Origin of the sequence: Cognatazoarcus halotolerans, assembly GCF_009800965.1 — a bacterium.
Taxonomy (GTDB): domain Bacteria; phylum Pseudomonadota; class Gammaproteobacteria; order Burkholderiales; family Rhodocyclaceae; genus Cognatazoarcus; species Cognatazoarcus halotolerans.
Window position 1 is genome coordinate 1 of record NZ_WUAF01000020.1, and the last position, 25712, is coordinate 25712.

The 25712-nt window shown below is 62.3% G+C and carries 22 protein-coding genes and 1 tRNA gene; 5 read left to right on the top strand and 18 right to left on the bottom strand.

The window, feature by feature from the left end:
• Window positions 1-222 precede the first annotated feature (222 nt).
• The 10 genes from GQB03_RS19030 to GQB03_RS19075 all read right to left on the bottom strand — a co-directional run bounded on the left by GQB03_RS19030 (window position 223) and on the right by GQB03_RS19075 (window position 9126).
• Window positions 223-1011 (bottom strand): hypothetical protein, encoded by a 789-nt coding sequence (locus GQB03_RS19030; protein ID WP_159692732.1) that lies wholly within the window; start codon window positions 1009-1011, stop codon window positions 223-225.
• Window positions 1008-2180, bottom strand: coding sequence for a tyrosine-type recombinase/integrase (locus tag GQB03_RS19035; RefSeq protein ID WP_159692734.1), 1173 nt, complete (start codon window positions 2178-2180; stop codon window positions 1008-1010). Before GQB03_RS19035 ends, GQB03_RS19030 begins: the two co-directional genes overlap by 4 nt.
• Before the next feature lie 217 nt (window positions 2181-2397).
• The gene (gene ychF / locus GQB03_RS19040; protein WP_159692736.1) at window positions 2398-3489 is read right to left on the bottom strand and encodes a redox-regulated ATPase YchF; all 1092 of its coding nucleotides are present in this window, start codon (window positions 3487-3489) and stop codon (window positions 2398-2400) included.
• Between the two features lie 2 nt (window positions 3490-3491).
• Complete coding sequence (gene pth, locus GQB03_RS19045) at window positions 3492-4103, bottom strand: aminoacyl-tRNA hydrolase (protein ID WP_159692738.1); 612 nt, start codon at window positions 4101-4103, stop codon at window positions 3492-3494.
• 63 nt (window positions 4104-4166) lie between these two features.
• A complete protein-coding gene (locus GQB03_RS19050) occupies window positions 4167-4778 on the bottom strand; it encodes a 50S ribosomal protein L25/general stress protein Ctc (protein WP_159692740.1) in 612 nt (203 codons plus the stop codon).
• An 88-nt stretch (window positions 4779-4866) separates the two neighbouring features.
• Window positions 4867-5817 (bottom strand): ribose-phosphate pyrophosphokinase, encoded by a 951-nt coding sequence (locus GQB03_RS19055; protein WP_159692742.1) that lies wholly within the window; start codon window positions 5815-5817, stop codon window positions 4867-4869.
• A 73-nt stretch (window positions 5818-5890) separates the two neighbouring features.
• A tRNA-Gln gene (locus tag GQB03_RS19060) sits at window positions 5891-5967 on the bottom strand.
• A gap of 11 nt (window positions 5968-5978) precedes the next feature.
• Window positions 5979-6842, bottom strand: coding sequence for a 4-(cytidine 5'-diphospho)-2-C-methyl-D-erythritol kinase (ispE, locus tag GQB03_RS19065; protein ID WP_235027138.1), 864 nt, complete (start codon window positions 6840-6842; stop codon window positions 5979-5981).
• Window positions 6827-7408 carry a lipoprotein insertase outer membrane protein LolB gene (lolB, locus tag GQB03_RS19070; RefSeq protein ID WP_159692744.1) on the bottom strand — a complete coding sequence of 194 codons (582 nt, stop codon included), beginning with the start codon at window positions 7406-7408 and terminating at the stop codon, window positions 6827-6829. Before lolB ends, ispE begins: the two co-directional genes overlap by 16 nt.
• The gene (locus GQB03_RS19075; RefSeq protein WP_235027139.1) at window positions 7408-9126 is read right to left on the bottom strand and encodes a tetratricopeptide repeat protein; all 1719 of its coding nucleotides are present in this window, start codon (window positions 9124-9126) and stop codon (window positions 7408-7410) included. Before GQB03_RS19075 ends, lolB begins: the two co-directional genes overlap by 1 nt.
• 209 nt (window positions 9127-9335) lie before the next feature.
• Between GQB03_RS19075 and mutM the strand changes: the two genes are divergently transcribed.
• Window positions 9336-10148, top strand: a complete 813-nt coding sequence (gene mutM / locus GQB03_RS19080) for a bifunctional DNA-formamidopyrimidine glycosylase/DNA-(apurinic or apyrimidinic site) lyase (protein ID WP_159692746.1) — start codon at window positions 9336-9338, stop codon at window positions 10146-10148.
• A gap of 169 nt (window positions 10149-10317) precedes the next feature.
• Window positions 10318-12282, top strand: coding sequence for a dynamin family protein (locus GQB03_RS19085; RefSeq protein ID WP_159692748.1), 1965 nt, complete (start codon window positions 10318-10320; stop codon window positions 12280-12282).
• Between the two features lie 100 nt (window positions 12283-12382).
• Here GQB03_RS19085 and GQB03_RS19090 read toward each other — a convergent pair whose 3' ends face one another.
• Genes GQB03_RS19090 through GQB03_RS19110 form a run of 5 tightly spaced genes read right to left on the bottom strand, consistent with a single transcriptional unit; the run spans window position 12383 to window position 16425 of the window.
• The gene (locus GQB03_RS19090; protein WP_159692750.1) at window positions 12383-12637 is read right to left on the bottom strand and encodes a YfhL family 4Fe-4S dicluster ferredoxin; all 255 of its coding nucleotides are present in this window, start codon (window positions 12635-12637) and stop codon (window positions 12383-12385) included.
• A 13-nt stretch (window positions 12638-12650) separates the two neighbouring features.
• Complete coding sequence (gene coaD / locus GQB03_RS19095; protein WP_159692752.1) at window positions 12651-13148, bottom strand: pantetheine-phosphate adenylyltransferase; 498 nt, start codon at window positions 13146-13148, stop codon at window positions 12651-12653.
• Entirely contained in the window at window positions 13148-13687 is a 540-nt protein-coding gene (gene rsmD / locus GQB03_RS19100; protein ID WP_159692754.1) for a 16S rRNA (guanine(966)-N(2))-methyltransferase RsmD, read from the bottom strand. Before rsmD ends, coaD begins: the two co-directional genes overlap by 1 nt.
• Window positions 13684-15021: a M16 family metallopeptidase gene (locus GQB03_RS19105; RefSeq protein ID WP_159692756.1), complete on the bottom strand. Its 1338-nt coding sequence runs from the start codon at window positions 15019-15021 to the stop codon at window positions 13684-13686. The genes rsmD and GQB03_RS19105 overlap by 4 nt, the downstream gene beginning before the upstream one ends.
• A gap of 15 nt (window positions 15022-15036) precedes the next feature.
• On the bottom strand, window positions 15037-16425 hold the full coding sequence (locus tag GQB03_RS19110; RefSeq protein WP_235027140.1) for a M16 family metallopeptidase: 1389 nt from the start codon (window positions 16423-16425) through the stop codon (window positions 15037-15039).
• Between the two features lie 119 nt (window positions 16426-16544).
• Between GQB03_RS19110 and ftsY the strand changes: the two genes are divergently transcribed.
• The 3 genes from ftsY to ftsX are packed head-to-tail and all read left to right on the top strand — an operon-like array spanning window position 16545 to window position 19255.
• Window positions 16545-17663, top strand: a complete 1119-nt coding sequence (gene ftsY / locus GQB03_RS19115; protein ID WP_159692760.1) for a signal recognition particle-docking protein FtsY — start codon at window positions 16545-16547, stop codon at window positions 17661-17663.
• A gap of 33 nt (window positions 17664-17696) precedes the next feature.
• Window positions 17697-18362, top strand: coding sequence for a cell division ATP-binding protein FtsE (locus GQB03_RS19120; protein WP_159692762.1), 666 nt, complete (start codon window positions 17697-17699; stop codon window positions 18360-18362).
• Complete coding sequence (gene ftsX, locus GQB03_RS19125; protein ID WP_159692764.1) at window positions 18359-19255, top strand: permease-like cell division protein FtsX; 897 nt, start codon at window positions 18359-18361, stop codon at window positions 19253-19255. Before GQB03_RS19120 ends, ftsX begins: the two co-directional genes overlap by 4 nt.
• A gap of 9 nt (window positions 19256-19264) precedes the next feature.
• On the opposite strand, the gene tldD is transcribed toward ftsX, so the two are convergent.
• The 3 genes from tldD to GQB03_RS19140 all read right to left on the bottom strand — a co-directional run bounded on the left by tldD (window position 19265) and on the right by GQB03_RS19140 (window position 25630).
• Window positions 19265-20710 carry a metalloprotease TldD gene (tldD, locus tag GQB03_RS19130; RefSeq protein ID WP_159692766.1) on the bottom strand — a complete coding sequence of 482 codons (1446 nt, stop codon included), beginning with the start codon at window positions 20708-20710 and terminating at the stop codon, window positions 19265-19267.
• Window positions 20711-20746: 36 nt separating this feature from the next.
• Window positions 20747-21574: a carbon-nitrogen hydrolase family protein gene (locus tag GQB03_RS19135; protein ID WP_159692768.1), complete on the bottom strand. Its 828-nt coding sequence runs from the start codon at window positions 21572-21574 to the stop codon at window positions 20747-20749.
• 129 nt (window positions 21575-21703) lie between these two features.
• Window positions 21704-25630, bottom strand: a complete 3927-nt coding sequence (locus GQB03_RS19140) for a YhdP family protein (protein ID WP_407644550.1) — start codon at window positions 25628-25630, stop codon at window positions 21704-21706.
• Between the last annotated feature and the right edge of the window lie 82 nt (window positions 25631-25712).

Here is a 25712-nt window from a genome sequence, read left to right on the forward strand (position 1 = left end):
CATCGCCCGTCCAAAAAGGCAGGAAACTACACAAATCGAGGCGCTGTGAACAGAGGTGCTGCAAGTGCATGATCGTCAACGACTTTCCTGTGAGGTCAACGACATGTGGGTAGCTGCGGGAGCCCTGCTGACTGAAGCCGTGCGCACGGACATTAAATATGCGAAAAACAGCGTCACTTTCTGTCCGTCGTAAATCCCCTCCAGCGGATGCGAGCTGCTAGATCAATCCGGAGAGTTTATAGAAACGCCTTGAAAACTGATCCGGTAGCTGATTTCACCGGATACGTGTTTGTCACCATGGAGGTAGCATCTTTCCCCCTTACGCATCTTGCGAAGCATGGTTTTAGCGCGCTGAATACTGGTTACGGGGTTATCTCCCGCTTCGTGAAAGACTGCGGCCAAGCAACGTACCGCGTCGGACTCCAGGACTTGGTCCCCCCGTTTTCTCTCTCTCCCGCTATTTGCAACGCCAAGCGTCCAACCAGCGATGTGGCAAATCAAAACGAACTCCGCCGCGGTATCAAGCTCGGCGGTAAGTGATGGCCTACCTCTTTTGTTAGAAGCGAGCCCTTCTGCAATCATTTGAAGTGTGTGCAGGTTGTGTCGGATCAGGACGTGCTCATGGCATTGTGCTGGTTCGATATTTAGCTCCGCCCACAACTGCTCGTCATCCGGCTCATTAGCTGCCGCATCAAGCGTGCCTGACGACAAATATCGATTTTCCTCACTTAGGAGCCACTCGATTTCATCAGGCTTTAAACCCAGCAATGTTTCTTGCAGTAGGTGAACGGCTTTGGCAACGGCCTGGTAGCGTTTTTTTCTCTCTTCGTCTCTGAGGGGCTTGACTTGGTCCGCATGCCACTCCGCCAAAGTTTTGAGCTGACCGGAAAAAGCAGCGGGGTCTCTGAAAACAGGAAGGCCACAATGGATTCTGCGGGCGAAAATCTCATATTCAATTTGACCGAGAGGGAGAAAAGCCTGCCCATCGCTTGATGTTGTACTCGGCTTCATACTTGCCCCTTCCATTCATCCAACTTGTCCGCCCATTCCTGCATCATGGCGCGACGTTCATCGAAATAGGTGGCGTGATTGTAGGTGCGACGCACATTGTTCTGGTCGGCATGGGCAAGCTGCGCTTCGATGGCATCGGGACGGTAGCCCATCTCGTTAAGACGGGTACTGCCGCTGGTCCGCGTGGCGTGTGGGCTATAGGCGCCACTCCACCCCAAAACCTTGAGTGCCTGGCGAAGCGATGCGGCGGACATAGGGGCGTTGCGATCATCTCGGCCAGGAAACAAGTGCTTGCGGTTGCCGGTAATGGCATGCAGTCCTTTGAGCATCTCCACTGCCTGTCGTGGCAGAGGCACGACGTGCTCCTTGCGTGCTTTCATGCGCTGCGCCGGGATACGCCAAACAGCCTTCTCAAGGTCAAACTCATCCCAGGCCGCCTCGGCCACTTCGGTCGGTCGCGCCAGGGTCCACCACATCAGTTGCATGCAATGACTTACCTGAAAGCTGCAGCGGTGGTTTGCGAAGTCGCTCAGCAGTTTGCCTATCTGCTCTTTACTCAGCGCCGGTTTGTGCTGGGTCTTGTTTGCTGGTAGCGCCTTGCGTACCGGCCAAACCGGATCGCTGTCGGCTCGCAGGGTGGCGACGGCGAACTCGAATACGGCGGACATGGTGCGCCGCGCCTCGGCGGCGACCGTGGGGGCGCCACGCTTTGCTGTTTTCTGCAGGATCTCCAGGACATGGGCTGGCGTTATTTCGCGAACCGGCATATTGCCGATACTGGGGAACACCACGCGCTCCAACATATCCAGACGCCGGTTCTTGGTGACATCTTCCCAGTCCTTTGTCTGCAGCCACTCCTTGGCGACGATCTCGAAGGTGTTCTTAGCTTCGCTGGCTTGCCGGATGCGGTCGAGCTGCCTTTGCTGGGCGGGATTGATGCCTTGCTTGACCAGTTTGCGTGCGGCCTCGCTGCGTTCCCTGGCTTCAGAGAGCGTAACGGCAGGGTATTCGCCAAGCGCAAACATGCTGGCCTTGCCATCCAGTGTGAAGCGGTATCGCCAAGCCTTGACTCCGTTGGGCTTGACTTCGAGGTAGAGCCCGCGCTGGTCATTCAAGCGGTAGAGCTTCTCCCTGGGCTTGGCGTTGCGGCAGTGCGTGTCGGTAAGCATGGTGGCTGACTCCCTAGCATGGCGACAGCGTCACTATACTCACTTATTCGTACACCATCCAAGTGCTGTACTCACTAGCGTACTCAGGCGCGCTTTGGCTGCTCGGGAAACGTGAAGCAGCGCTATGAAACAATAAAACCGCGCAGCTGCGCGGTTTTATTGGAATTTTCATACTTTCCCGGTGTTTCATGAAACATCAGGAAAACGGCTTGGTGGGTCAGACGTTGAACAGGAAATTCATCACGTCTCCGTCACGAACCACATATTCCTTGCCTTCCGCCCGCATCTTGCCGGCTTCCTTGGCGCCCGCCTCTCCCTTGTACTTGATGAAGTCATCGAAAGAAATCGTCTGCGCACGGATGAAACCTCGCTCGAAATCGGTGTGGATGACGCCAGCGGCCTGCGGAGCGGTATCGCCCACGTGGATGGTCCAGGCACGCACTTCCTTGACGCCCGCGGTGAAATAGGTCTGCAGGCCCAGCAGCTTGTAACCAGTACGAATCAGCCGGTTCAGGCCGGGCTCCTCGAGCCCCATGCTGGCGAGGAAATCGCCCTTGTCTTCGTCGTCCAGATCGGCGATCTCGGCCTCGATCGCTGCACACAGGGCCACGACCGGCGCCCCCTCCGCATCGGCAAGGGCCTTGAGGCGATCAAGGTGCGCGTTGTTCTCGAAACCGTCCTCGGCCACATTCGCCACGTACATTGCCGGCTTTACCGTCAGCAAGCACAGCGGCCGGATGGTTTCCTTGTCGTCGTCCGAAAGGCCAAAACTGCGGGCAGGCTTGCCTTCGTTGAGATGCGGAAGCAGCTTCTCGAGCACCGCGGCAAGTTTCTGCGCCTCCTTGTCACCGGCACGCGCCTTCTTGCTCTCTCGCGAGAGGGTTTTCTCGACCGTCGCGAGATCGGCAAGCGCCAATTCAGTGCTGATCGTCTCGATGTCGGCAATCGGATCGACGTGACCATTCACGTGCACGACGTTGTCATCTTCGAAGCAGCGCACCACGTTCACGATCGCATCGGTCTCGCGGATGTTCGCGAGGAACTGGTTTCCGAGCCCCTCGCCCTTCGAAGCCCCGGCCACCAGTCCGGCGATATCGACGAATTCCACGATTGCCGGCTGGATCTTCTGCGGCTTGACGATCTTCGACAGTTCATCAAGACGTACGTCCGGCACTTCGACGATACCGACGTTCGGCTCGATCGTGCAGAAGGGATAGTTTTCGGCCTGGATGCCGGCCTTGGTCAGCGCGTTGAAGAGCGTGGACTTGCCCACATTGGGCAGACCGACGATGCCGCATTTGAGACTCATGCTTACATGTCCTTCTGTTTACCCGCGCCCGCGGATCCTGCTCGCGCGTTCAATCGGGTGGTGGCGGCATTCCACTCGCCACGGCTAATCATTGACCAGGCGCCCAGCGCTCGATCGATCGATTCATCGATCAGATCCCGCTCTTCGCGACGCGGAGGCTTGAGCACGAAATTGACGACTTCGTTTCGATCGCCCGGATGACCGATACCAATACGAAGCCGCCAGTAATCCGGCGTGCCCAGATGGGCAGTCGCATCCTTGAGACCGTTATGTCCGCCCGCGCCCCCGCCGAACTTGAGGCGGAGCTGACCGGGCGGAATATCGAGTTCGTCGTGCACCACGAGAACCTCGGCGGGCGAAATGCGGAAGAATCGCGCCATCGCGCCGATCGCCTGACCCGAGCGGTTCATGAACGTCTGCGGCATCAACAAATGAACGCCGGCGGCCCGCGACGTCGCCACGAAACCGTGGAAACGCGACTCGCGGCTGAAATCCGCGCCCAGTTCGCGTGCAAGACGCTCACAAAACCAAAACCCGGCGTTGTGCCGGGTCTCGGAGTAATCGGGCCCCGGGTTGCCGAGGCCGACGATCAGTTTGGGAGGCAGTTGAGCCATATCGAGTTCCCTGAAGTTCCGGGTTCATACCGATCCGGCAAACCCACCTCCCGAAGGCCTTTGTCAGGCCGCGGCTTCGCCGCCTTCGTCGGTAGCGGCAGCTTCACCACCACCCGTCTTCAGCACCGTTGCCACAACCGGATCGCCTTCGCCATGGTGTACGACTGCAACACCGGCCGGCAGGACGAGTTCCGAAAGATGGATCGAATTGCCGGTGGCGAGATCCTTGAGATCCACCTGGATGAACTCCGGCAGATCCTTGGGCAGGCACTCAACATCGACTTCGGCCAGCACATGCGAAACCATGCCGCCCTCGAGCTTGACGCCCGGGCAGATCTCGTCGTTGACAAAGTGCAACGGCACCTTCATGTGCATCTTCTGACCACGCACGATGCGCTGGAAATCGATGTGCTGGACCTGAGCCCGGTAGGCGTGCCACTGGGTATCACGCAGCACGACTTCCTGCACTTCCCCCTCGACATCGATGTTCAGCACGGAAGCATGGAAGGCTTCCTTGTGCAGCAGGTGGTACAGCTCATTGTGATCCAGGGAGATCGGGGTGGCGTTCTGACCAGCACCATAAATGATGCCCGGCAGCTTGCCAGCGCGACGCAGGCGGCGGCTCGCACCCGATCCCTGAGCTTCGCGCTTCTCGGCTTTGAAAGAAATTTGCATGACTACTCCTGATGATTACGGCGCCGACCGCGACCAGTCGGCACCACGAAAAACGCTGCGGGCAAGCCCGCAGCGCAAAGAACAAGCACTATTCCATGAACAGCGAACTGACGGATTCCTCGTTACTGATTCGCAGCATCGTATCCGCGAGCAGCGACGCCACCGAAACCTGACGGATCCGGCCGCATGCTCGTGCGTCATCGCGCAGCGGAATCGTGTCGGTGACCACCAACTCATCGAGTTCGGAATCGTTGATCCGACTCACCGCAGCCCCGGACAAGACCGCATGCGTGCAGTACGACAGAACGCGCTTGGCACCTTGCTCCTTGAGCGCCTGGGCGGCCTTGCACAGCGTCCCCGCCGTATCGACGATATCGTCCATGATCACACAGGTACGATCCTTCACTTCGCCGATGATATTCATCACTTCCGACACATTGGCCTTGGGGCGGCGCTTGTCGATGATGGCGAGATCGCACTCCAGCCGCTTGGCGAAGGCCCGCGCCCGGACCACGCCCCCCACGTCGGGCGATACGACCATCAGATCGTTGTACTTCTGGCGATCCAGGTCGCCCAGCAATACCGGCGCAGCATAAATGTTGTCGACCGCGATATCGAAGAAACCCTGGATCTGGTCCGCGTGGAGGTCCATCGTGAGCAGACGCTGAACACCGGCGGCCTGAAGCATGTTTGCCACGACCTTGGCGGTGATCGGAACCCGCGCAGAGCGAGGCCGGCGATCCTGACGGGCGTACCCGAAATACGGGATCGCCGCGGTCACCCGTCCGGCAGACGCACGCTTGAGCGCGTCGACTAGAATGACGAGTTCCATCAGGTTGTCATTGGTCGGCACACAGGTCGGCTGCAGCACGAAGACATCCTTGCCCCGGACGTTCTGGAGCAATTCGACATTCACCTCTCCGTCCGAGAAACGGCCCACGGTTGCCGAGCCAAGGGACATGCCAAGGCGCTTTACCACGTCGGCTGCCAGTTTGGGATTGGCGTTGCCGGTAAAGACCATCAGGCTGCCTGAAGCCATGATCACTGCTCCGATGCAGAAAGAATAATGCCGCTCAAACGATTCGGGCAGGCCGAAGCCTGCCCGACTGATCTGGCTGGGGAGGAAGGATTCGAACCCTCGAATGCCGGAATCAAAATCCGGTGCCTTAACCGACTTGGCGACTCCCCAGTTACTTGCTGCTAATCGTCACCTGCCCACTCGCGCAGCGGATGGGACCCAGAGGATCTCGCACACCACGCCCGCCACGAGGAAGGACACGCCTCAACGATTCTTTTCGCTTCCGACTCGCTGGGCACCTCCGCAAACACGCAGGCACCCGAACCAGTCATGCGGGCCGGATAATACCGCCCCAGCCATGAAATTGCATCCCTGATTTCCGGAAAGCGGCTGCAGGCAACTGCTTCCAGATCGTTTCGGGTTGCAATCGAAGCGAAGTCCGCTATTTTGATAAGTTGAGTATTCCTCGTCAACTCCTCTGCCGAAAAAATTTTCGCGGTCGGTACCGTGACGTTCGGGAAGAGGATCACATACCAGGCCTTCGGCAGGGCCACAGCCTGCATCGTCTCACCCACACCCTCGACAAAGGCATCCTGCCCAAAGAGGAAAAACGGCACATCCGCACCAAGCGTCAAGCCGATCCGCGCAAGCTGACCTCTGCTGTACCCGAGCCGCCACAGGCGATTGAGTCCGAGCAGGACGCTGGCCGCATCGGAACTACCACCGCCCAGCCCACCCCCCATCGGCACGCGCTTGATGACCGCGATATCGACGCCGAGCGCGCACCCAGAAAACTTCTGCAGTGCACGGGCGGCGCGAACTACGAGATCCTGATCGGCGGGAACCCCGGCGAGATCGCTTGAACGTGCGATAAGGCCATCGACACGTGGTGTCAGAAACACCTCGTCCCCCCAGTCGAGCAGCCTGAACACCGACTGCAGAAGGTGGTAGCCATCCGCCCGGCGCCCCACGACATGCAGGAATAGGTTCAGCTTGGCCGGAGCAGGACAGCGCAGCGCCCCGGATTCAGTCATTCCGGACTCCATTCGTCAATTACCACACGAACCGAGACGTCACCCCGCTCGGCCTCGATTCTTCGCGGCATCGCCGCCGACACCGGCGAAGCGTACTCGGGATAGGCGATCAGCCAGCCGTCTTCGGCAAGCAGCGCAATCCGGCCTCGATCGTCGCGGCGCTGCACCGTAGCACCGGCTCCCACCACAGCCTGCAACCAGTCGGCGAGCCTCGATACGGGGATTGCCGCGCCCACGACGCGGGCAGCCAATTCGTCCGCGGTCGCGGCGACGGTACGGCGCCCGTCGGCCTCCTGCAGAACCGCACTATCGGGCGTGACACGAAGCTGCGCCAGCGTCTGACCGAGCGGCGTGTCGAAACTGATGAGATCCTCGCCAGGGCGGCGATGCCAATAGACCCGCAGGTGGGCAGCGTGTGCGCCGTCGCTCACCGAAAGGCGACCCTGCATCTCGAAGCTTGCCGCGGCAGCCCGCACCACTACCGGCGCGCCCTGCATCTGCGATGGCGACAGCGTCGAACACGCTGCCAGCAAGGTGCAGGCAATCACGGCGGCGAACCCAGAAATGATTGCACGCATCAGTGCGCAAAACGTTTCATTACGTCGCCGAGCGCCTTGTTGTCCGGGAACTTCGTAGCGGCCTCCTGCCATACCCGATTCGCGTCATCGTGACGATCCAGCGCCCACAGGACCTCGCCGATATGCGCTGCGATCTCGGGATCTGCCCGCAGTTTGTACGCTTCCTGCAGTGTCGCAAGAGCGGCCTTCGCATCGCCGCGTCGGAAGCGGACCCAACCCTGACTATCCATGATGAAGGGGTCGTTGGGCGAAAGCGCCGCGGCCCGGTCGATGAGGGTCTGGGCTTCATCAAGGCGCTCGCCGCGATCAGCCAGTGAATAACCGAGCGCATTGAGCGCATGCGCGTTATCCGGCTCGAGGGCGATCAACTTGCGAAGCCGCCCCTCCATGACCTCGTGGCGCCCCATGCGTTCCGCCAGCAGCGCGGACTCGTAAAGAAGATCGCCATCGTCCGGACGTGCTCGCAAGCCTTCGTCCAGCAGGTCGAGGGCCTCGGAATCCTTGCCCGCGTCCCGCAACACCTGGGCTTCCGCAAGACGCACGCGGTGCTGCACATCGGCATCGCCCTTGATCTCATGCAAGGCCTTGCGCGCACCGTTGATATCACCCCCGGCGGCCAGCAGATTCGCGAGACGAACCCTGGCCTGCATGTATTGATCGCCTTCGCCGACCTCACGATAGCGCTCGATTGCGAGGTCACGCTTGCCGCTGGCCTCGGCGATCTGGGCAAGATAGAAGCGCGTCCGGTCGGCGTCGTCGGGACGCAACTCGAGCAGCGTCGAAAACTGCCGCTCGGCTTCGTCCCAATCGCCGATCTGCATCGACAGCAACCCGACCGCATTGACCATGTCAGCGTCTTCCGGAGACTTGGCGAGCAGCGCCCGAAAGGCTTCGCGCGCCTCGGGGTAACGCTTTGCGGCGGCCAGGACGCGTGCCCGCGCCAGCAAGGCTTGGCGCGCATCCGGATGTCCCTTGAGGTATTCGTCCAGCACTGCGAGCGACGCATCCACATCGTCACGCTGCAGCAACTGCGCTTTCATCAACACCGCCGGTTCCCAGTCCGGGCGCAACTGCAGTGCCTGGTCGATACGGGTCATGGCACTAAGTGCGTCACCGGCATTGAAGGCCGCATGCGCTCTCGCGAAATGTGCCTCGGGGTGATCCAGGTAGGGTTCCGTCACGCGCTCGACGACAGCTCTTGCGGCCTTCTTGTCCTGCATCTGGCCGAGGGCCGCGTTCAGACCCAACAGATTCCGGCCGAGTTCATCCCCCGATTCCGCAAGCACCTTCGCAAGATGCGCCTGGGCCGCATCGACCGAAACACCGCCCCGGGACATCACACCCGCGAGAATCCTTTTCGCATCAGCTGATCCGGGATCCAGCCGAGCCCATAGCTGTGCGGCCTCCGTCGCTGCAGGCATCTGCCGTGCGTAGATCGCCATCTCGGTCGCCCGTCTGGCGATCCGCGCATCCTGGGTACGTCGGGCAAGATCGAGATATGCCGGAACCGCTACATCGAATTGACCGCGCGCGCCGGCAATCTCGGCCAGCAGATACTGATACAACACCTGAGGAGTGAGCCCGGTGTCGACTGTCGCCGCGCTCGGCCGGGCTGCAGCGACCGTAGGCGCCGGCGTCTGGGCACGCGCGCCAGGCAGGGCAGCAATTGCCAGGGTTCCCGCGCCAAGAAGCACGGCAAGACGATTGATGACAGGCATTGAAAACTCTCGAAACACGACGATTTGGGAGGGGCCACAGCTGCGCGCCGCAGCGGCACGTATCCGGTGGACGCCTGGGGCGTTGCGTACCGCAGCGAACTGCGAACCCGTGCCCACTTTGAGCGATGCAATACAATTCGGTTCGATCGATGTTAGGTAGTTTCCGTTGCCGGAGCAAGTTGGCCCCCTCACGTCCCCTCCCCACTACGATGCCTGAACTCCCCGAAGTCGAAACCACCCGCCGCGGGATTGCGCCACACCTGACGGGCGGGCACGTCAGCCGGGTGCTGATCCGCAACCCGAGGCTTCGACAGCCGATTCCCGCCGATCTGGCGGATATCATCGGAGACCGCACCCTTCACGCCATCAAGCGGCGCGCAAAGTACCTGTTGCTGGTATTCGAGCACGGCACACTGCTGATGCATCTGGGAATGTCCGGCAGTCTGCGGGTCATCGGCCGAGACACGCCACCAGGCAAGCACGATCATATCGATATCGAATTTGGCGATCGGGTCCTGCGGCTGCACGACCCCCGACGCTTCGGCCTCGTGCTTTGGCAACAGGGATCGCAAGCTCATCCACTACTGGCGCGTCTGGGCATCGAGCCGCTCGACACGGCTTTCGACGGGCACTGGCTATACGAGGCAAGCCGCGGACGGACAACGCCCGCGAAACTCTTCATCATGGATGGCAAACACATTGTCGGTGTGGGCAACATCTATGCATCGGAAAGTCTGCATGCGGCGGGAATCGACCCGCGCACACCAATCGGCGCACTCGGTCCACGACGCACCGCACGGCTGGCCGAAGCGATCCGGCGCACGCTGCAAGTCGCCATCGACGCCGGCGGCAGCACCCTGCGCGACTTCGTGCATAGCGATGGCAAGCCCGGATACTTCCAGCACCAGCATCAAGTTTACGGACGTGCCGGGCAACCCTGCGCACGCTGCGGCAACTCGATCCGAGTCATCCAGATGGGGCAGCGCTCGACATACTTCTGTCCGACCTGCCAGCGTCGCTAGCTATCAATCGGCATATTGCGCCGTCTATCGCCACAAGCTGCCTTACGGCGGCTAACCGCAGCGTGCCATTTCCAGCAGCCAGGATTGGGCCTATGCTGCATCATCCCGTGAATCCAGCGGGCAGCCCGCGGATCTACAGTTTCCGACGGCGTGCTCGTTAATACACTGCATGAACCTGATCGACAGCTTTTCCGCTTACAGTCAGTGGCGTGACCGCTCCGCCGTCGCGGTCGAACGACTGCGAAGCTGGCTACAGAACAATCGCCTGGGCGACGCCCAGGGAGAGATGCGGCTGCAGTACGCGCTCAATCGTCTGCGCGAAGATCAACTCACCGTTGCCTTCGTGGCGGAGTTCTCGCGAGGCAAGTCGGAGCTTATCAACGCAATCTTCTTTTCTGCCTATGGCGACCGCATTCTGCCGTCGAGCGCAGGGCGGACGACCATGTGCCCGACCGAGCTGCAGTGGCGGCCGGGCGACACGCCGGGGATCGCGCTACTGCCGATCGACACCCGGTCGACGCATGCCAGCGTCGCAGAACTCAAGCGTTACCCCGAAGAATGGGTCTCCTGCGACCTCGATGCCGACTCTTCCGAAAGCCTGCGCAGCGCACTCGCCCGCGTCGGGGAAACGAGATGGGTCGATCGGGATCGCGCAATCGATCTTGGCTTCGCGATCGACGAACAGGGCAATACGGGCCTCAAGCCGACCCCGGATGGTCTGGTCGAGATCCCGAGCTGGCGCCACGCGGTCATTCGCTTTCCGCACCCCCTGCTCGAAAAGGGTTTGGTGATCCTGGACACGCCGGGTCTCAATGCGATCGGCGCGGAACCCGAGCTCACATTGTCCCTGCTGCCCAATGCCCATGCAGTTCTCTTCGTTCTGGCCGCGGATACCGGCGTCACCCAGTCGGATCTTGCGGTCTGGCGGGAATACGTCAGTACCGGTCGCGGCAATCGTCGCGGCTGCCTGGTCGCCCTCAACAAGATCGATGGGCTCTGGGACGGGCTGCGGAATCAGACACGCATCGACGAAGAGATCGCTCGACAGGTCGAGAGCGTCTCGCGCACGCTCGACATCGATGCAACTCAAGTGTTTCCGGTCTCGGCCCAGAAAGCTCTGGTCGCCCGCATCGGACATGACGCAATCCTGCTGGCCCGCAGCGAACTCGAGCGTCTCGAGACCGCGCTGATAGAAGACCTGCTGCCGACCAAGCAGGAACTGGTGCGCGAAAACACCTTGGGCGAGGCGGACGATCTTGTGCGCCAGACGCGCGAACTGTTGAATGCTCGACTGGCAGGCATTCGGGAACAATTGCAGGAACTCTCCGACCTGCGCGGCAAGAATCAGAGCGTCATCGAATACATGATGCGCAAGGTCAAGTCGGAAAAGGACGAATTCGAGCAGGGTCTGCAGAAATACTACGCGGTACGCAGCGTCTTCTCGAACATGACCAACAGCCTGCTTGCGCACCTGGGCCTCGATGCCCTGCGCGACGAGACCCGGCGAACCCGGGAAGCGATGCTCGACTCGTCCTTTTCCAAGGGCCTGCGCGACGCCATGCTCAGCTTCTTTACAAGCCTGCGCGGCAATCTGCGCCGCTCTACCGATGAAATAGGTGAGATAACGCGCATGCTTGAAGCCATGTACAAGCGTTTCACCGTCGAGCATGGCCTGAAGCTCACCCCACCGAGCAGCTTTTCCACCCTGCGCTACGAAAAGGAGATCGATCGCCTGGAAAATGCCTTCAACAGCCAGTTCAATACGGTGCTGAACATCGTCACCACCGAGAAGCACGCGCTTACCCAGAAGTTCTTCGAAACCATTGCCGTGCAGGCGCGCCGCACCTTCGAAGTAGCCAATCGGGATGTCGAGAACTGGCTCAGGGCAGTAATGTCACCGCTGGAAACGCAGGTGCGGGAATATCAACTGCAGCTGAAGCGCCGTCTGGAGAGCGTCAAGCGCATTCACCAGGCGACTGACACGCTTGAAGAGCGCATTGTCGAGCTTCAACACTCCGAACAGGGGGTGCTGCAGGAGCTCGAAGAACTCACGCGCATTTCGAACGAGATCCACATGGAACTCAATACCGCGGTGGTCGATCCCCAGCAAGCCTTCGAAACGCGCGCGGCCTGACCCCCGAGCCTACGGGTCATCACTCAACGAAGGGGCCGGTCGGCCCCTTTTTCCATCCTGCGCCACCAATCCATCCGAAACCGGAGGATTCGCCCGCTCGTCACCCCTTGCCGCTGGTGAGCTGCAGGAACTTCTCCATCAACTGCTCCTTCGTTTCGGGCCGGTCCGGATCGAGCGGAATGCAGTCGACCGGGCAGACCTGCTGGCATTGAGGCTCGTCGAAATGGCCTACGCACTCAGTACATTTGTTCGGGTCGATCTCGTAGATCTCGTCCCCTTGGTAGATGGCGCCATTGGGGCATTCGGGCTCGCACACATCGCAGTTGATGCATTCGTCGGTAATCATCAGAGACATAAGCTGTTCCTTTTCACTTCTCGGGTTTCGATTTGGTTTTGAGTTGCAGACGTTCGAACACCAGCGGGCGAACGAATTTGCTCACGTCGCCGCCGAGTCGCGCGATTTCCCGCACCATCGTTGCGGAGATGAACATGTATTCGTCGGCGGGGGTCAGGAATATGGTTTCGACATCCGGATAGAGGCGACGGTTCATGCCTGCCATCTGGAACTCGTACTCGAAGTCCGAAACCGCCCGCAAACCGCGCAGGATAACCCGGGCATTCTGTTCCTCGAGAAAACGCATCAGCAGCCCGTCGAAACCGATCACGGAGACGTTGGGGTAGTCCTTGAGCACTTCGCGTGCCAGTTCAACCCGCTCATCCAGCCCGAAAATCGGCGCCTTTACCTGGCTTGCGGCAACCCCGACGATCACACGTTCGAACAGCCGGGAGGCTCGGCGCACCAGATCCTCATGACCATTCGTGAACGGATCGAAGGTCCCCGGGTACACCGCGGTACCATCTCTCATCAACGCTCTCCTTGCTGCATGAGCTGGTAATACACTTGGCCCGCCTTGCCTTGCCTGACAGTGCTGTATGGCCCCAGATTGCTCATCGGCCGCTCGGCCTCCACGTAGAGCCAACCCCCGGGGGCCAGCAAGTTGCCGATCAGCGGCGCCGCACATTCGACCAAGCCCTTGTTGTAGGGCGGGTCCAGAAAGATCACATCGAAGCTGGCCGCCGTCGATTGCGCGAATTTTACCGCATCGCCGCGAACGATCTCTACACCTTCCGCTAGTAGGGTCTTTGCGGATTGCTGCAGCACCGCACAAGCGGCCGCACTTTGCTCCACCATGACCACCCGCGAGGCGCCCCTGGATGCGGCTTCGAACCCCATCGCCCCCGTTCCCGCAAAGAGGTCGAGCACCGTCAAACCGGTCAGGTCCTGGCCAAGCCAGTTGAACACGGTCTCGCGAACCCGATCCGGAGTCGGCCGCAGGCCGGGTACCGCGGCCACTTCGAGCAACCGCGAACGCCAGCGCCCGCCGATTATCCGGACGCGACTCATTGCGCCTTGGTCGCCTGAGCCTGATCGCCGCTCCCTCCGACGATCACGGTTATCAGGTTCTCGGGTCGGACGCGACGCCGGAAAGCATCACGCACCGCCTCGGCGGTAACCTTCTCGACCGCCTTCGGATATTGCTCCAGCCAGTCGAGCGGCAGGCCGAAAAAGCCGATCACCGACACATAGCCAAGGATCTTGCGATTCGAGTCGAGGCGCAGGCCGAAGCCGTTCACGATGTTGTCCCGCGCCGCGGCCAGTTCCTCCTTGCTCGGTCCCTCATCGAGAAAGCCCTGCAGGGTCTGGTCGACGACCTTGATGGCTTCATCAGTCTGGCTTCCCTTGGTCTGCAGGCCGATCTGAAATGGCCCGAGTTCCCTGCGCGGCTCGAAGTAGCTATACACGCTGTAGGCGAAACCGCGCTTCTCCCTGACTTCGTGCATGAGTCGCGAGACAAAACCGCCTCCGCCAAGCACGTAGTTGCCCACCAGCAACGGATAGTAGTCAGGGTCATCACGTTTGAGGCCGGGCAGGCCGATCAGCACGTGTGCCTGGGCCGAGGGGTGAGGCGCCACCAGACGCGCCTGCTTCGGCTCGACAACTGGAGGCGTCGCCGCGGGCGCGTCACCCTTGGCGAGTCCAGCTGTAATGCGGTCAGCCAGCTTCTCCGCCCCGGCCCGGTCAAGATCGCCGACGATCGCGATCGACGCTCCCGAGGTGACGAAGTAGCGTTTGTGAAAATCGACCACGTCATCACGGGTGATGCGCGCCAGGCTCTCCGGCGTGGCAGCACTGCCGTAGGGATGATCGCCGTAGATACCCTTCAGGAAAAGACGGCCGGCGATGGTATCCGGTTGGGTCAGCGCTTCCTTCAGACCGGCGATGCTGCGGCCACGTTCACGCTCGACGATCGCTGCCGGAAACGTGGGCTGCGCAAGCACTGTGGCCATCAACCCGACCGCAGCGTCGAGTTCTTCTTTGCTTGAGAGACTGCGCAAGGAAAAGCTCGCGCGATCCATTTCCGCACCACCACTGAGTTCGGCGCCGACATCGGCAAGACGATCGGCGATCGCATCTTCGTCCAGAGCGCCCGCGCCACGGTCGATCAGGCTGCTTGCCAGACTCGCGAGCCCCGCCTTGTCGGCCGGATCGAGTACCGAGCCGGCGGCGAAGTCGATCTGGACATCAACGATCGGCAGGCTCCGGCTTTCGACGAAATAGACGCGGGCGCCGCTGGCACTTTGCCAATGCTGGATGTCGACCGCCGCGTTCGCCACGCCAGCAGCCCCGAATGCCACGACAAACGCCGAGACCCGTGCAATACGCTGTACAAGTTTCATGCAGCCGGTCTCCGCTCAGTGGCGCGCGCCGGCCGGACGGCCGCTGCGGGGTTTGTCATCGAGCGGTAGCGGGTCGAGCGTCGCCACCGAAAGTTTGCTGTCGGAAAAGTAGCGCTTTGCCACCGATTGCACCTCGTCCGCAGTGACGCTGCGGATCATCTCCATGATCTTCGGCTCATCCCGCCAGGACAGGCCGACCGCCTCGAGCATGCCGATCTCCATTGCCTGGCCCATCAACGAGTCGCGCTTGTATACCTGTCCGGCGATGGCCTGCGCCTTGACCCGGCGCAATTCCGCCTCGCTCACTCCCTCCTGCTGGATGCGCGCGATCTCCGCCCGGAGCGCCTGTTTCACCTCGTCGACCGTGTGCCCCTTGGCGGGCGTGCCGTCCATGATGAAGAGCGACTCGCCGCGGGCAGTCCCGTCATAACCCGCGCCCGCCGACAAGGCCACCTGCGAGCCGCGTACCACGTTCCTTGAAAGCCTGGCGCCGTCGTAACCATCGAGCACCGCGGCGAGGACCTGCAGGGCATACACGTCGCGATCGCTATCGACATTGCGCAGCGTCGGCGCATGCCAGGCCATAGCCACGTACGGCAGATCCGCAGGCGCTCGTACCTCCGCCGTCCGGACACCGAGCTGCTCCGGCTCGATCACAGTTCGCCGGGCAGGCAACGGATCGGCCTTGTAGCCGCCGTAGAGCCGGTTTGCCTCGGCAAACACCTTTTCGTGCTGCACGTCCCCGACCACCACGATATAGGCGTTGTTGGGTGCATACCACTGGCGGTACCACTGGCGAGCGTCCGAAGACTTCATCTGGTCAAGATCGGTCATCCAGCCGATGATCGGCCGACGGTAAGGGTGAGCATTGAAAGCGGTTGCCATGAGTTGCTCGTACACCAGCGAGCGCGGCTTGTCGTCGGTGCGCATCCTGCGCTCCTCCTTCACCACCTCGAGCTCCTTGGCAAAATCCTCGTCCTCGAAGCGCAGATGACGCATGCGATCAGCCTCGAGGCCCATCATTTCACTCAAGCGCTCAGCCGGCACCTGCTGGAAATAAGCCGTGTAATCGCGGCTGGTAAAGGCATTGTCCCGCCCGCCGACCTTGGCCACACGCTTGTTGAACTCGCCGGGGCCAACCTCGTGCGTACCCTTGAACATCATGTGCTCGAGTACATGCGCAACCCCGGAGGTGCCGTCGATCTCGTCGATCGAGCCGACCCGGTACCACACCATGTTCACCACCGAAGGCGCACGCGGGTCCTCCTTGACGATCACCTTGAGCCCGTTGTCCAGCGTGGTCTCGAAAGGATTGGCCAGACTGGTTCCTGCCGCCAGCACACTCGCGCAGGCCACCACGGCCCGTCGCGCAAAGCTGCATCGCATCATTGACTTGTCCTGCATCTGTTAGAATCCGGAGCCTCTACCGCAAGCAGCGCCATGCCCGCCTGCGGTCGGTTGCGAGGCATCTTAGCGGCATCGCGCCACGACTTCCAAAAACACCACTCTGACCGGACCTCCCAATGTTTGGTTTCTTCAAGAAATCCGGCAAAACCTCGACGCCGGCAGACCAGCAGACCGATGCGCCGATCGAGCCCGTGGCCCCGCCCCCGGCCGAGCAAGCCCCCATCGCCGAAACTGCGGTCCCGCCGGCAACACTGGATGCGGCCCCCGCAGCCGCACCGCCCGCCCCAGCGTCGCAACCCGCCGTCAAACGCTCGTGGGCGGATCGCCTCAAGGCCGGCCTTGCCCGCACCCGCAACCAGCTCGGCGGCGGCCTGTCGAGCCTGTTCGGGCGCCGCAAGATCGATGAGGACCTACTCGAGGAACTCGAATCGACCCTGCTCATGGCCGACTGCGGGATCGACGCGACACAGCACCTGATCGATCAGCTGCGCACGCGCTGGAAAAAGGATCGACTCGAGACGGCAGACCAGCTGCAGCAAACACTTGCCGACGGCCTGGTGAAGATGCTCGCGCCGCTCGAACAGCCGCTCGACGTGACCACCCACAAGCCCTTCGTGATCATGCTCGCCGGGGTCAATGGATCGGGCAAGACTACCTCGATCGGCAAGCTCGCCAAGTGGTACCAAGCGCAGGGCAAGAGCGTGCTGCTAGCCGCCGGAGACACCTTCCGCGCGGCCGCCCGCGAACAGCTCCAGACCTGGGGCGAGCGCAACGGCGTGGCGGTCATCGCCCAGGAAAGCGGAGATCCGGCGGCGGTGATGTTCGACGCGGTCAATGCCGCGCGGGCGCGCGGTATCGACGTCGTGCTGGCCGACACCGCCGGGCGCCTGCCGACACAGCTCCACCTCATGGAAGAGATCGCAAAGGTCAGGCGGGTCATCAACAAGGCCGACCCGAGCGCGCCGCACGAAGTCCTGCTGGTACTTGATTCGAACATCGGCCAGAACGCGCTGATGCAGGTCAAGGCCTTCGACAAGGCGATCGGCGTCACCGGGCTGGTGCTCACCAAGCTCGACGGCACGGCCAAGGGCGGCGTGGTCGCGGCGATCTCCCGCCAGTGTCCGAAGCCGCTGCGTTTCATCGGCGTGGGTGAAGGTATCGACGATCTGCAGCCCTTCAAGGCCCGCGAATTCGTCGACGCGCTGTTCTTGCCCGCCACGCAAAACCAGCGCTGAAGGCTGCACGCCGACCAGCCCCACAGTGTTCAGATGATTGTCTTCGATCACGTAAGTCTTCGTTATCCCGGCACCTCGGGCGGCCTGCACGAAGCCAGTTTCAGCGTCAGCCAGGGCGAGTTGGTGGTGCTGTCCGGCCATTCGGGTGCAGGCAAGAGCTCATTGCTCAAGCTCATTCCGGCGATCGAACGCCCGACCGCGGGCCGGGTGCTGGTCGGCGACCAGGACGTCGGTCGCCTGCCCCGCCAGGCTATTGCCTTCCTCCGTCGGAAGATCGGCCTAGTGCTGCAGGAAAGTCGCTTGCTACTCGATCGAAGCGTTTTCGACAACGTCATGCTGCCTCTCATGATTACCGGCCACAACGCCGTCGATGCCGCAAAACGCGCCAATGCGGCGCTCGACCGGGTGGGTTTGTCGGGTCGTGGCAAGGAAATGCCGCTGGCACTTTCGGGTGGGGAGCAGCAACGGGCCGCGATTGCCCGCGCGGTGGTCAATCGCCCATCGATCCTGCTTGCCGACGAGCCTACCGCCCACCTCGATACCGCTTATGCGAGAGACATCGCCTCACTGTTCCAGTCGTTTCATGCAGCCGGTGTCACCGTAATCCTGGCCACCCACGACGCCGACCTCTTCTCGGACATGCGACCAAGGCGGCTGACGCTCAATCAGGGCCGACTGAACGCGCAGGAGCCGGCATGACCTGGCTCGGCGAACACTTCCTCGCATTGCGCAGTGCCGCGCGCCAACTCGGCAGCCACCCGCTCGGCAGCCTTCTCACTGCACTGGTCATCGGCATCGCACTGGCCTTGCCTGCCGGCGGGCTCTTGCTCCTCGACAATGCCGGGCGAGCACTCGGTGAGACATCGGGCCGCCCGGAAATCAGCATATTCATGAACGAAAAGGCCGACCGCGCAGCGAGCGACGAGATCGCCAGACGTCTCGACAACGACCCGCGCGTAGCTTCGCAGCGCTTCGTGCCTCGCGACGAAGCGCTCAAGCAGCTGGCCGAAAGCGGGCTCGCCGACGTCATCAACGATCTGCCGGGCAACCCGCTGCCGGATGCCTTCGTGGTCATGCCAAAGGGTGAGGACCCGGTCCTCTTCAACGATCTGCGCGAAACCTTCGCCGGCTGGCCCGAAGTCGCCCACGTGCAGCTGGACTCGGCCTGGATCGAGCGCCTGCACGCGATGCTGGAGCTCGGTCGGCAAACCGTCATGCTGCTGGCCTTCCTGCTCGCCTCCGCGCTGGTGATCGTGACCTTCAACACCATCCGCCTCCAGCTGCTTACCCAGCGCGCGGAGATCGAGGTGAGCCGCCTGCTGGGCGCAACCGACCGCTACATCCGCAGGCCCTTCCTCTGGCAGGGAGCACTCCAAGGCCTGCTCGGCGGTTTCATCGCCTGGGCGCTGCTCGGCGCAATGATCTCGGCGCTCTCCGAGCCGGTGGCGCGACTCGCCAATAGCTATGGGGCAATGTTCACGCTGCAACGCCCCGACGCGCTCCAGGTCGCCGCAATGCTCGGCATCGTTGCCGCACTCGGCCTGCTCGGCGCCCTGCTTTCGGCCAACCGGCACCTCAGGTTGGCCGACTGAAGCCTGCGCTCAGGCCGTCCCGCCGACCGTCAGGCCATCAATGCGCAGGGTCGGCTGTCCCACGCCAACCGGCACACTCTGGCCATCCTTGCCGCAGGTGCCCACCCCCGGGTCGAGTGCCATATCGTTGCCGATCATGCTGACTCTGGTCAGGGCATCCGGGCCGTTGCCGATCAGTGTCGCGCCCTTGACCGGCCGGGTGACCTTGCCGTCCTCGATGAGGTAGGCCTCCGCGGTGGAGAACACGAACTTGCCCGAGGTGATGTCGACCTGGCCGCCGCCGAAGTTGGCTGCGTAGAGACCTTTCTTCACTGAGCGGATGATCTCCTCGGGCGCCTTGTCGCCATTGAGCATGTAGGTGTTGGTCATGCGCGGCAAGGGCAGGTGTGCGAAGGACTCGCGACGGCCATTGCCGGTCGGCTTCATGCCCATCAGGCGCGCATTGAGCATGTCCTGCATGTAGCCGGTGAGGATCCCGTCCTCGATCAGCACGGTGTTGCTGGTCGGGTTGCCTTCGTCGTCGATCGTCAGCGAACCGCGGCGGTCGGCAATCGTGCCGTCGTCCACCACCGTCACACCCTTTGCGGCGACCTGTTGCCCCATGCGGCCCGAAAAGGCGGAACTGCCCTTGCGGTTGAAATCGCCTTCGAGGCCATGGCCGATCGCCTCGTGCAGCAGGATGCCAGGCCAGCCCGAACCCAGCACCACGGTCATGGTGCCGGCCGGCGCGGGCGACGCGTCGAGATTGACCCGCGCCTGATGCACCGCCGCGCGGGCATACTCCTGCAGCCGCTGGTCGGTGAAATAGGCATAGTCGAAGCGTCCACCGCCGCCGCCGCTGCCCTGCTCCCGACGGCCCTTGTCATCCATGATGACGGTTACCGAAACCCGCACCAGCGGCCGTACGTCAGCGGCGAGATGGCCGTCGCTGCGCGCTACCATGATGACTTCCCACGAGCCGACGATGTGCGCCATGACTTGGGAGACACGCGGGTCTTCGGCTCGCGCCATCGCCTCGAGCCGCTCGAGCAGTTTGACCTTGGCGGTATCCTCGAGCGAGGCCAGCGGGTCATCGCCGCGATAAAGCCTGGAGGAAGGCGGAGCCGCCCTGACGGCGATTTTCTGCTCGCCTCCCGCGGGACCGATCGCACGAGTCGCCTCGGCAGCCGAAAGCAGCGCCGGCAAACTGATGTCATCGGAGTAGGCAAAAGCTGTCTTTTCGCCCGAAATCGCTCGCACGCCGACACCCTGGTCGATGTTGAAACTGCCCGACTTGACGATGCCCTCCTCAAGACTCCACGCCTCGGTGCGGTGGTACTGGAAATACATGTCCGCATAGTCGAGCTGACGGGTGAACAACTGACCGAACACCTTGTCGACCGCTGCGGTGTCGAGATCGAAGGGGCTCAGCAGATACGTATCGGCGACCTGTAGGGGATTCATTTCTTTGCTCATGATGTTCTTTTCTCGATGCAGAAGGGCTGGCCCGCTTCAGGACAGCGTGCGATGCGCCAGCGCGGGAAGGCTTTGCCTGACGCGTGCGATGTGTTGAAGATCGATGTCACCGGTCACCACCCCCGGCCCCTCGCGACGGCGTGCCACGACCTCGCCCCACGGGTCGATCAGCATGGTGTCGCCAAAAGTACGGCGACCGCTCGGATGACGGCCACCCTGGGCCGGCGCCAGTACGTAGCACTGGTTCTCGATCGCGCGCGCGCGCAGCAGCACTTCCCAGTGCGCCTCGCCGGTGGTGTAGGTAAAGGCTGCCGGGAGGACGATCAGGTCAACCTTGCCCATGGCGCGGAAAAGCTCCGGGAAACGCAGGTCATAACATACCGACAGCCCGACCCGCCCGAAGGGGGCATCAAAGCTCACGACCTCGTTGCCAGGCTCGATCGTGGCGGACTCTTCGTAATGCTCCTCTCCCCGACGGAAGCCGAAGAGATGAATCTTGTCGTAGCGGGCCACCTGCATACCCTGGTCGTCATAGACCAGGGTGGCATTGCGCACCTTGGTGGCGTCGTTGCTGACCAGCGGCACCGTACCACCGATCAACCAGATGCCGTGACGTACCGCCGCCTCGCGCAGAAAGTCCTGCAGCGGCCCGCTGCCTTCGCGCTCGCGGATACGCACCTTGGCCTGTTCGTCGGGCGAGATAACCGCGAAATACTCGGGCAGGGCCACCAGGCGGGCCCCCAGATCGGCTGCCTGCGCAATCAACATCCCGACCTCCCTCAGATTGGCCTCGACCTCGGGGCCGGACACGGTCTGTACCGCGGCCACGCGGTACAGACTCTGATGAAGCGATGAAGCAGACATGCGGAGATCTCCTCGCTTGTGATCGGTTGGCGGCACCGCAGCAGCGGCATCGCGGATTATCGCAGACTGGCGCACCAGGCTCCGCGGCGCAAGGCCAGGACCTGAAGAGCTGCCGCCAGCCGGACAAGTTCAGCGGGCACCGCCCTGCCCGGGTTTGTCCCGGGCGGCGCCCCCCTGACCGGCATCGGCTCCACTCACCCGCTTGACCTGCGGATCATCCCACTTACCCGTAATACTGTACTCGAACGCAAAAAATCGTTCGACCGGGTCCTTGAGCATCTTCTGCGCAAGATAGGTGACCACACCAGCCACCGGATTGATCACCCCGGTGGCTGCATTGGCCAATGCGGCCCCCACCGCCACCGATTCCGACAGCGTGGGCTGCACCTTGACCCTCAGGTCCTGCGTTTCCGCCGGCAGGTCGACACTTCCCTGCATGAAGACCTTGGCGGCGGGCCCACGGATCTCCAGATCCGTCGTGCGCATCACCCCGTGCTCGATTCGCGCCGAACCAGCGACCCGGTCAAAGGCAAAACCTTCACTGAACACATCGCGAAAATCCAGCGTGATGCGTCGCGGCAAGGCCTGCAGGCTCAACACACCAAGCAATCGTCCGACACCGGGTTCGAGCTTGTTGAACTGCCCATCACTCGCTTCCACGTCGAATCGTCCCGACAGACTTGGATAGTCGATCTGCGTCGGCGGCCCCTGCCAGTCGAACTGCCCGGACAAGATCGCCTTGCCACGTCGCACCGCATCAGGGTAACCGAACTGCGCGAGGTACCGCCCCACATCCTTCGCCTCGACCTTCACCGATAACTCGCTACGCTGGCCGGGGCGCCAACGCCCGTCGCCACGCAGACTACCCTCCGGGCCCTCGAGCGACACACCATCGAGCAGCCATACGCCTTCCCGATTGCGGGCCTGGAGTTCCAATCGACCCAGCTCCCTTCCACGCAACATGAAACGTTCGGCGACCACGTCGAGCGTGGGCAGACTCTTAGCCCCATTCCCGTGGGACGAGGACTCCTGAACGCTCGAAGAAACGCCTTTCTCGACGGGGTCGATGGCGAGTCGCGAGAGGCGCGCCCGGAGTGTCCCCGCATCACGCCTTCGCCAGTCGAAACTGCCGTCGGCCGACTCGCTGGAGACCACCCCCTTCCAGCCACCGGGGTCCGCCGTAGCACGCAGTTCGACCTTGCCAATCTGTTCGCCAAACACCTTCAGACCGTCAGCCTGGAGATTGACCCCTGCGATTGGCCAGGACGTTGCCATTACATCGTCGCGCCCCGCCACCTCGACCGATGTCCCGGCCTCGTCATCGATCGCGCGCAGCCAGGCATCCACATCCAACTCAGGCAATCGGGCACTCACCAGAACACCACCGTCGGCCTGCCTGAGCGGTGCGCCAAGCGCCGCCCCACCGCGCTCGACGCGCCAGCCATCCGGGCTGCGCCGGCGCAACACTTCAGCCTTGAGGCTGTCACCGAGGCTCAGCACGAACGTCTGTACTGTCCCCTGTCCGGAAGGGGTCAGCGAAACGGCCAGCGGCAGCTTGTCCGTGGCGCTCTTGTTGAACGGTGCCGGCAGGCTCGAGGCAATCCCTTGCAGGTCGCTGCGCAATACCACTTCGCTGCTGCGGCCTCGGACATTTATGTCAGTCTGCCAACTGGCACGCCCGGAAAGGTGGGCCAACAGGGGCGAAGGAAATGCCTTCGCAAGGGCCGCCGCGGCAAAACCGCCGGAAGCACGGATCGCTACGCCGCCGTCTGGCCGGCTGCCACCGGCAAGGCTGAGCGGCTCACCCAACATGCGTGCGGCACCATCGGCGATATCGAGGCGCTCCGCGGTAAAAGCGATTCGCGCCGAGGCATCGGTCAGTGGCGGGAGCCCGGAGCCGATGCGTACCGCGTTCCCGACAAAACGGTATTCGCCCTTGACCTCGGTTTTTTCGATATCTCGAAGCGGCATCACCAGCGACAGAGACAGACTGCCCGCACCATCAGCCGTGATGTCCTCGGTAAAGCGATCGATCCGCTCACCGACCGGGCTCGAATTCACAAAGGCGAGAAAACCGTTGGTCGGCCCCGCAGCGCTACCCTTTATCGTCAGAATGTCGTCGCCATCGAGATCAGGCAGTTCGGCAGTGACGCGACCAAGCTTGACACTGCCGATGTGCCCGCGATCGGCGGTGATCAGCATGCCGGCCCCTTCGAAACGGAGGGTGCCGTCGATACCGTCGATCGCTGGCCAGCCCGGCGCATACTCGAGGCGCCCATTCGAAATCTTTGCGGTAACGAGAAATTGCCCGTCCTTGCCATCGCGAAACGGAAAGTTCGCGAGATTGCCCCGCAACCTGAGCCGGGCGTCGGCAGCCTTGCCGGAAACGATACTCCGGTGCAACCAGTCGCGGGTCTCCTCGTTCACTACCAGCGGCATGTAGCGCCACACCGCGGTTCCATCGGCACGCGTGAGCCGCGCCTGCAGATCGATTTCGCCAGGCCCGTTCTCATCCGGGATGAAACTGCCGCTGGCGTTGCCGGCAGCATCGGAGTTGGAGAACTCCGCCCTTTCGAGGTTCACCTCGATCTTTCCTTCGCGACGCGCCCAGCCGCCCCCCGCCTGCAGGGTTTCGAAGTCGAGCCGGGACTCGGCAAAAATGTCCGGCAGGTCAATGCTCGCCCCGCTACTCGCGAGCGTGAAACGGCCACTCTGGTCATTGCCCTCGATCTCCCCCGACAGGCCCGCCATGCCCGGCCACCCGCCACCTGCCGTGAAGCCGATACCATCAAACCGCGCCACGACGGACCACGACGGCGCCGCCTGGGCAGTCCCCTTCCAGTCCAGCGACACTCCGCTGAGCTGCCCGTCCGGTGCCAGTGCAGCCAATTGTCTGTGCAGCGCAGCGTCGAGGGGCAAGTACTGTGCAAGCCTCGCCAGCGCAGCGACGTCGAGCCGATTGACGGCGAAATGCCCAGCATTCGGCTGTCCGTCAGCGCCCCTCGAGATTCTCAGGTCGGCGTCCGTCCGGGGAAGATCGATCGAGCCATCCGCAAACGACATCGCGAGGCCCCGCGAACTCACCGAAAATCCCTCGGGGCCAAAATCACCGCCGATTCGCCCGTCGAGCCGCATGAGCTCGAGTGTCGGCAAGGTACCGTCAAGCTGCAACCTGACGGATCGCAGCGACAGGTCGATCAGCGAGCTGACGATCCGCGCACCATCAAAGGTCAACCAGGCATTGAGCGCGCCGCGTCCGTCTATTGAAACGGGATAATCGATCCAGCTGCGCCAACCACCAAGCGCAGCGCCTTCGAGCCGCGCAAACAGCTGGCCGTGCCAACCTGAAAGAGACGCAGGATCTGCACCGACCAGATCGCCGCGCAGTTCGAGCAGACCCGCAAGTTCGTTGGATGGTCGGGCCGTGAGCCCGAAACGATGATGATCGTTCAGCGCATTCACAAGGCGGATCTGTACCTGCTCGAGCCCGAGCGGCGGTGCGCCACGTCGATCGTCGATCCAGGTCAGTCCGGCATCATGGATGACGATTTCGTCCTGCCCAAGCAGCCAGTCCGCAAATTGCCCGTTTTCACCGCCACCGGCGTCCACCGGCAAGCCCGCGATGAGGATTTTTCCGTCTGGCTCCCGGCGCACCTCGAGACTCGGCCCGAAAAACTCCAACAGGCGGAAATGCGGTGAGAGACGAAGCAAGGAACTCCAGGATACCGTCGCATCGACCCGCGCAAGCTTCAGAGCCGCCCTTCCGGAACGGTCCCGCACCACCAGATCGGCCAGTTTCAGTCGTGGTCTGAATCCGCTCCAGCTGGTCTCGATCTCGCCGATCTCCACCGGCAGGCCGAGCGCACTGCCAAAGGCGGCAGCAATCTCGTCACGATAGTCGTTGGCTTTGGGGAGCAGCAGATAGCGGACGCCCAGGATGCCAACCGCGGAAACGAAATAGGCCAGCACGACTGCGCGCCACAGCCAGACGGCTGCGCGGCGCCATCGGGGTCGCCCGGGCGGGAGTGAAGGAGAAGGAATACTTTGAGGAATCACAGATCAGGGCCGGATTTCAACCGACGCTTCGCCAAACGCTGCAGGTACCGCACGCCATTTCTGCCTTGCGCGCTCCAGGCTC

Bases quoted from the DNA above. Each gene is read 5' to 3' on its own strand.
- tldD (WP_159692766.1), bottom strand. From the start codon at position 20,710: ATGAGCAAAGAAATGAATCCCCTACAGGTCGCCGATACGTATCTGCTG.
- GQB03_RS19035 (WP_159692734.1), bottom strand. From the start codon at position 2,180: ATGCTTACCGACACGCACTGCCGCAACGCCAAGCCCAGGGAGAAGCTC.
- GQB03_RS19135 (WP_159692768.1), bottom strand. From the start codon at position 21,574: ATGTCTGCTTCATCGCTTCATCAGAGTCTGTACCGCGTGGCCGCGGTA.
- GQB03_RS19055 (WP_159692742.1), bottom strand. From the start codon at position 5,817: ATGGCTTCAGGCAGCCTGATGGTCTTTACCGGCAACGCCAATCCCAAA.
- rsmD (WP_159692754.1), bottom strand. From the start codon at position 13,687: ATGAGTCGCGTCCGGATAATCGGCGGGCGCTGGCGTTCGCGGTTGCTC.
- GQB03_RS19085 (WP_159692748.1), top strand. From the start codon at position 10,318: ATGAACCTGATCGACAGCTTTTCCGCTTACAGTCAGTGGCGTGACCGC.
- GQB03_RS19120 (WP_159692762.1), top strand. From the start codon at position 17,697: ATGATTGTCTTCGATCACGTAAGTCTTCGTTATCCCGGCACCTCGGGC.
- mutM (WP_159692746.1), top strand. From the start codon at position 9,336: ATGCCTGAACTCCCCGAAGTCGAAACCACCCGCCGCGGGATTGCGCCA.
- GQB03_RS19090 (WP_159692750.1), bottom strand. From the start codon at position 12,637: ATGTCTCTGATGATTACCGACGAATGCATCAACTGCGATGTGTGCGAG.
- coaD (WP_159692752.1), bottom strand. From the start codon at position 13,148: ATGAGAGATGGTACCGCGGTGTACCCGGGGACCTTCGATCCGTTCACG.
- ftsY (WP_159692760.1), top strand. From the start codon at position 16,545: ATGTTTGGTTTCTTCAAGAAATCCGGCAAAACCTCGACGCCGGCAGAC.
- GQB03_RS19105 (WP_159692756.1), bottom strand. From the start codon at position 15,021: ATGAAACTTGTACAGCGTATTGCACGGGTCTCGGCGTTTGTCGTGGCA.
- GQB03_RS19110 (WP_235027140.1), bottom strand. From the start codon at position 16,425: ATGCAGGACAAGTCAATGATGCGATGCAGCTTTGCGCGACGGGCCGTG.
- GQB03_RS19050 (WP_159692740.1), bottom strand. From the start codon at position 4,778: ATGCAAATTTCTTTCAAAGCCGAGAAGCGCGAAGCTCAGGGATCGGGT.
- ispE (WP_235027138.1), bottom strand. From the start codon at position 6,842: ATGGAGTCCGGAATGACTGAATCCGGGGCGCTGCGCTGTCCTGCTCCG.
- lolB (WP_159692744.1), bottom strand. From the start codon at position 7,408: ATGCGTGCAATCATTTCTGGGTTCGCCGCCGTGATTGCCTGCACCTTG.
- pth (WP_159692738.1), bottom strand. From the start codon at position 4,103: ATGGCTCAACTGCCTCCCAAACTGATCGTCGGCCTCGGCAACCCGGGG.
- GQB03_RS19030 (WP_159692732.1), bottom strand. From the start codon at position 1,011: ATGAAGCCGAGTACAACATCAAGCGATGGGCAGGCTTTTCTCCCTCTC.
- GQB03_RS19075 (WP_235027139.1), bottom strand. From the start codon at position 9,126: ATGCCTGTCATCAATCGTCTTGCCGTGCTTCTTGGCGCGGGAACCCTG.
- ychF (WP_159692736.1), bottom strand. From the start codon at position 3,489: ATGAGTCTCAAATGCGGCATCGTCGGTCTGCCCAATGTGGGCAAGTCC.
- ftsX (WP_159692764.1), top strand. From the start codon at position 18,359: ATGACCTGGCTCGGCGAACACTTCCTCGCATTGCGCAGTGCCGCGCGC.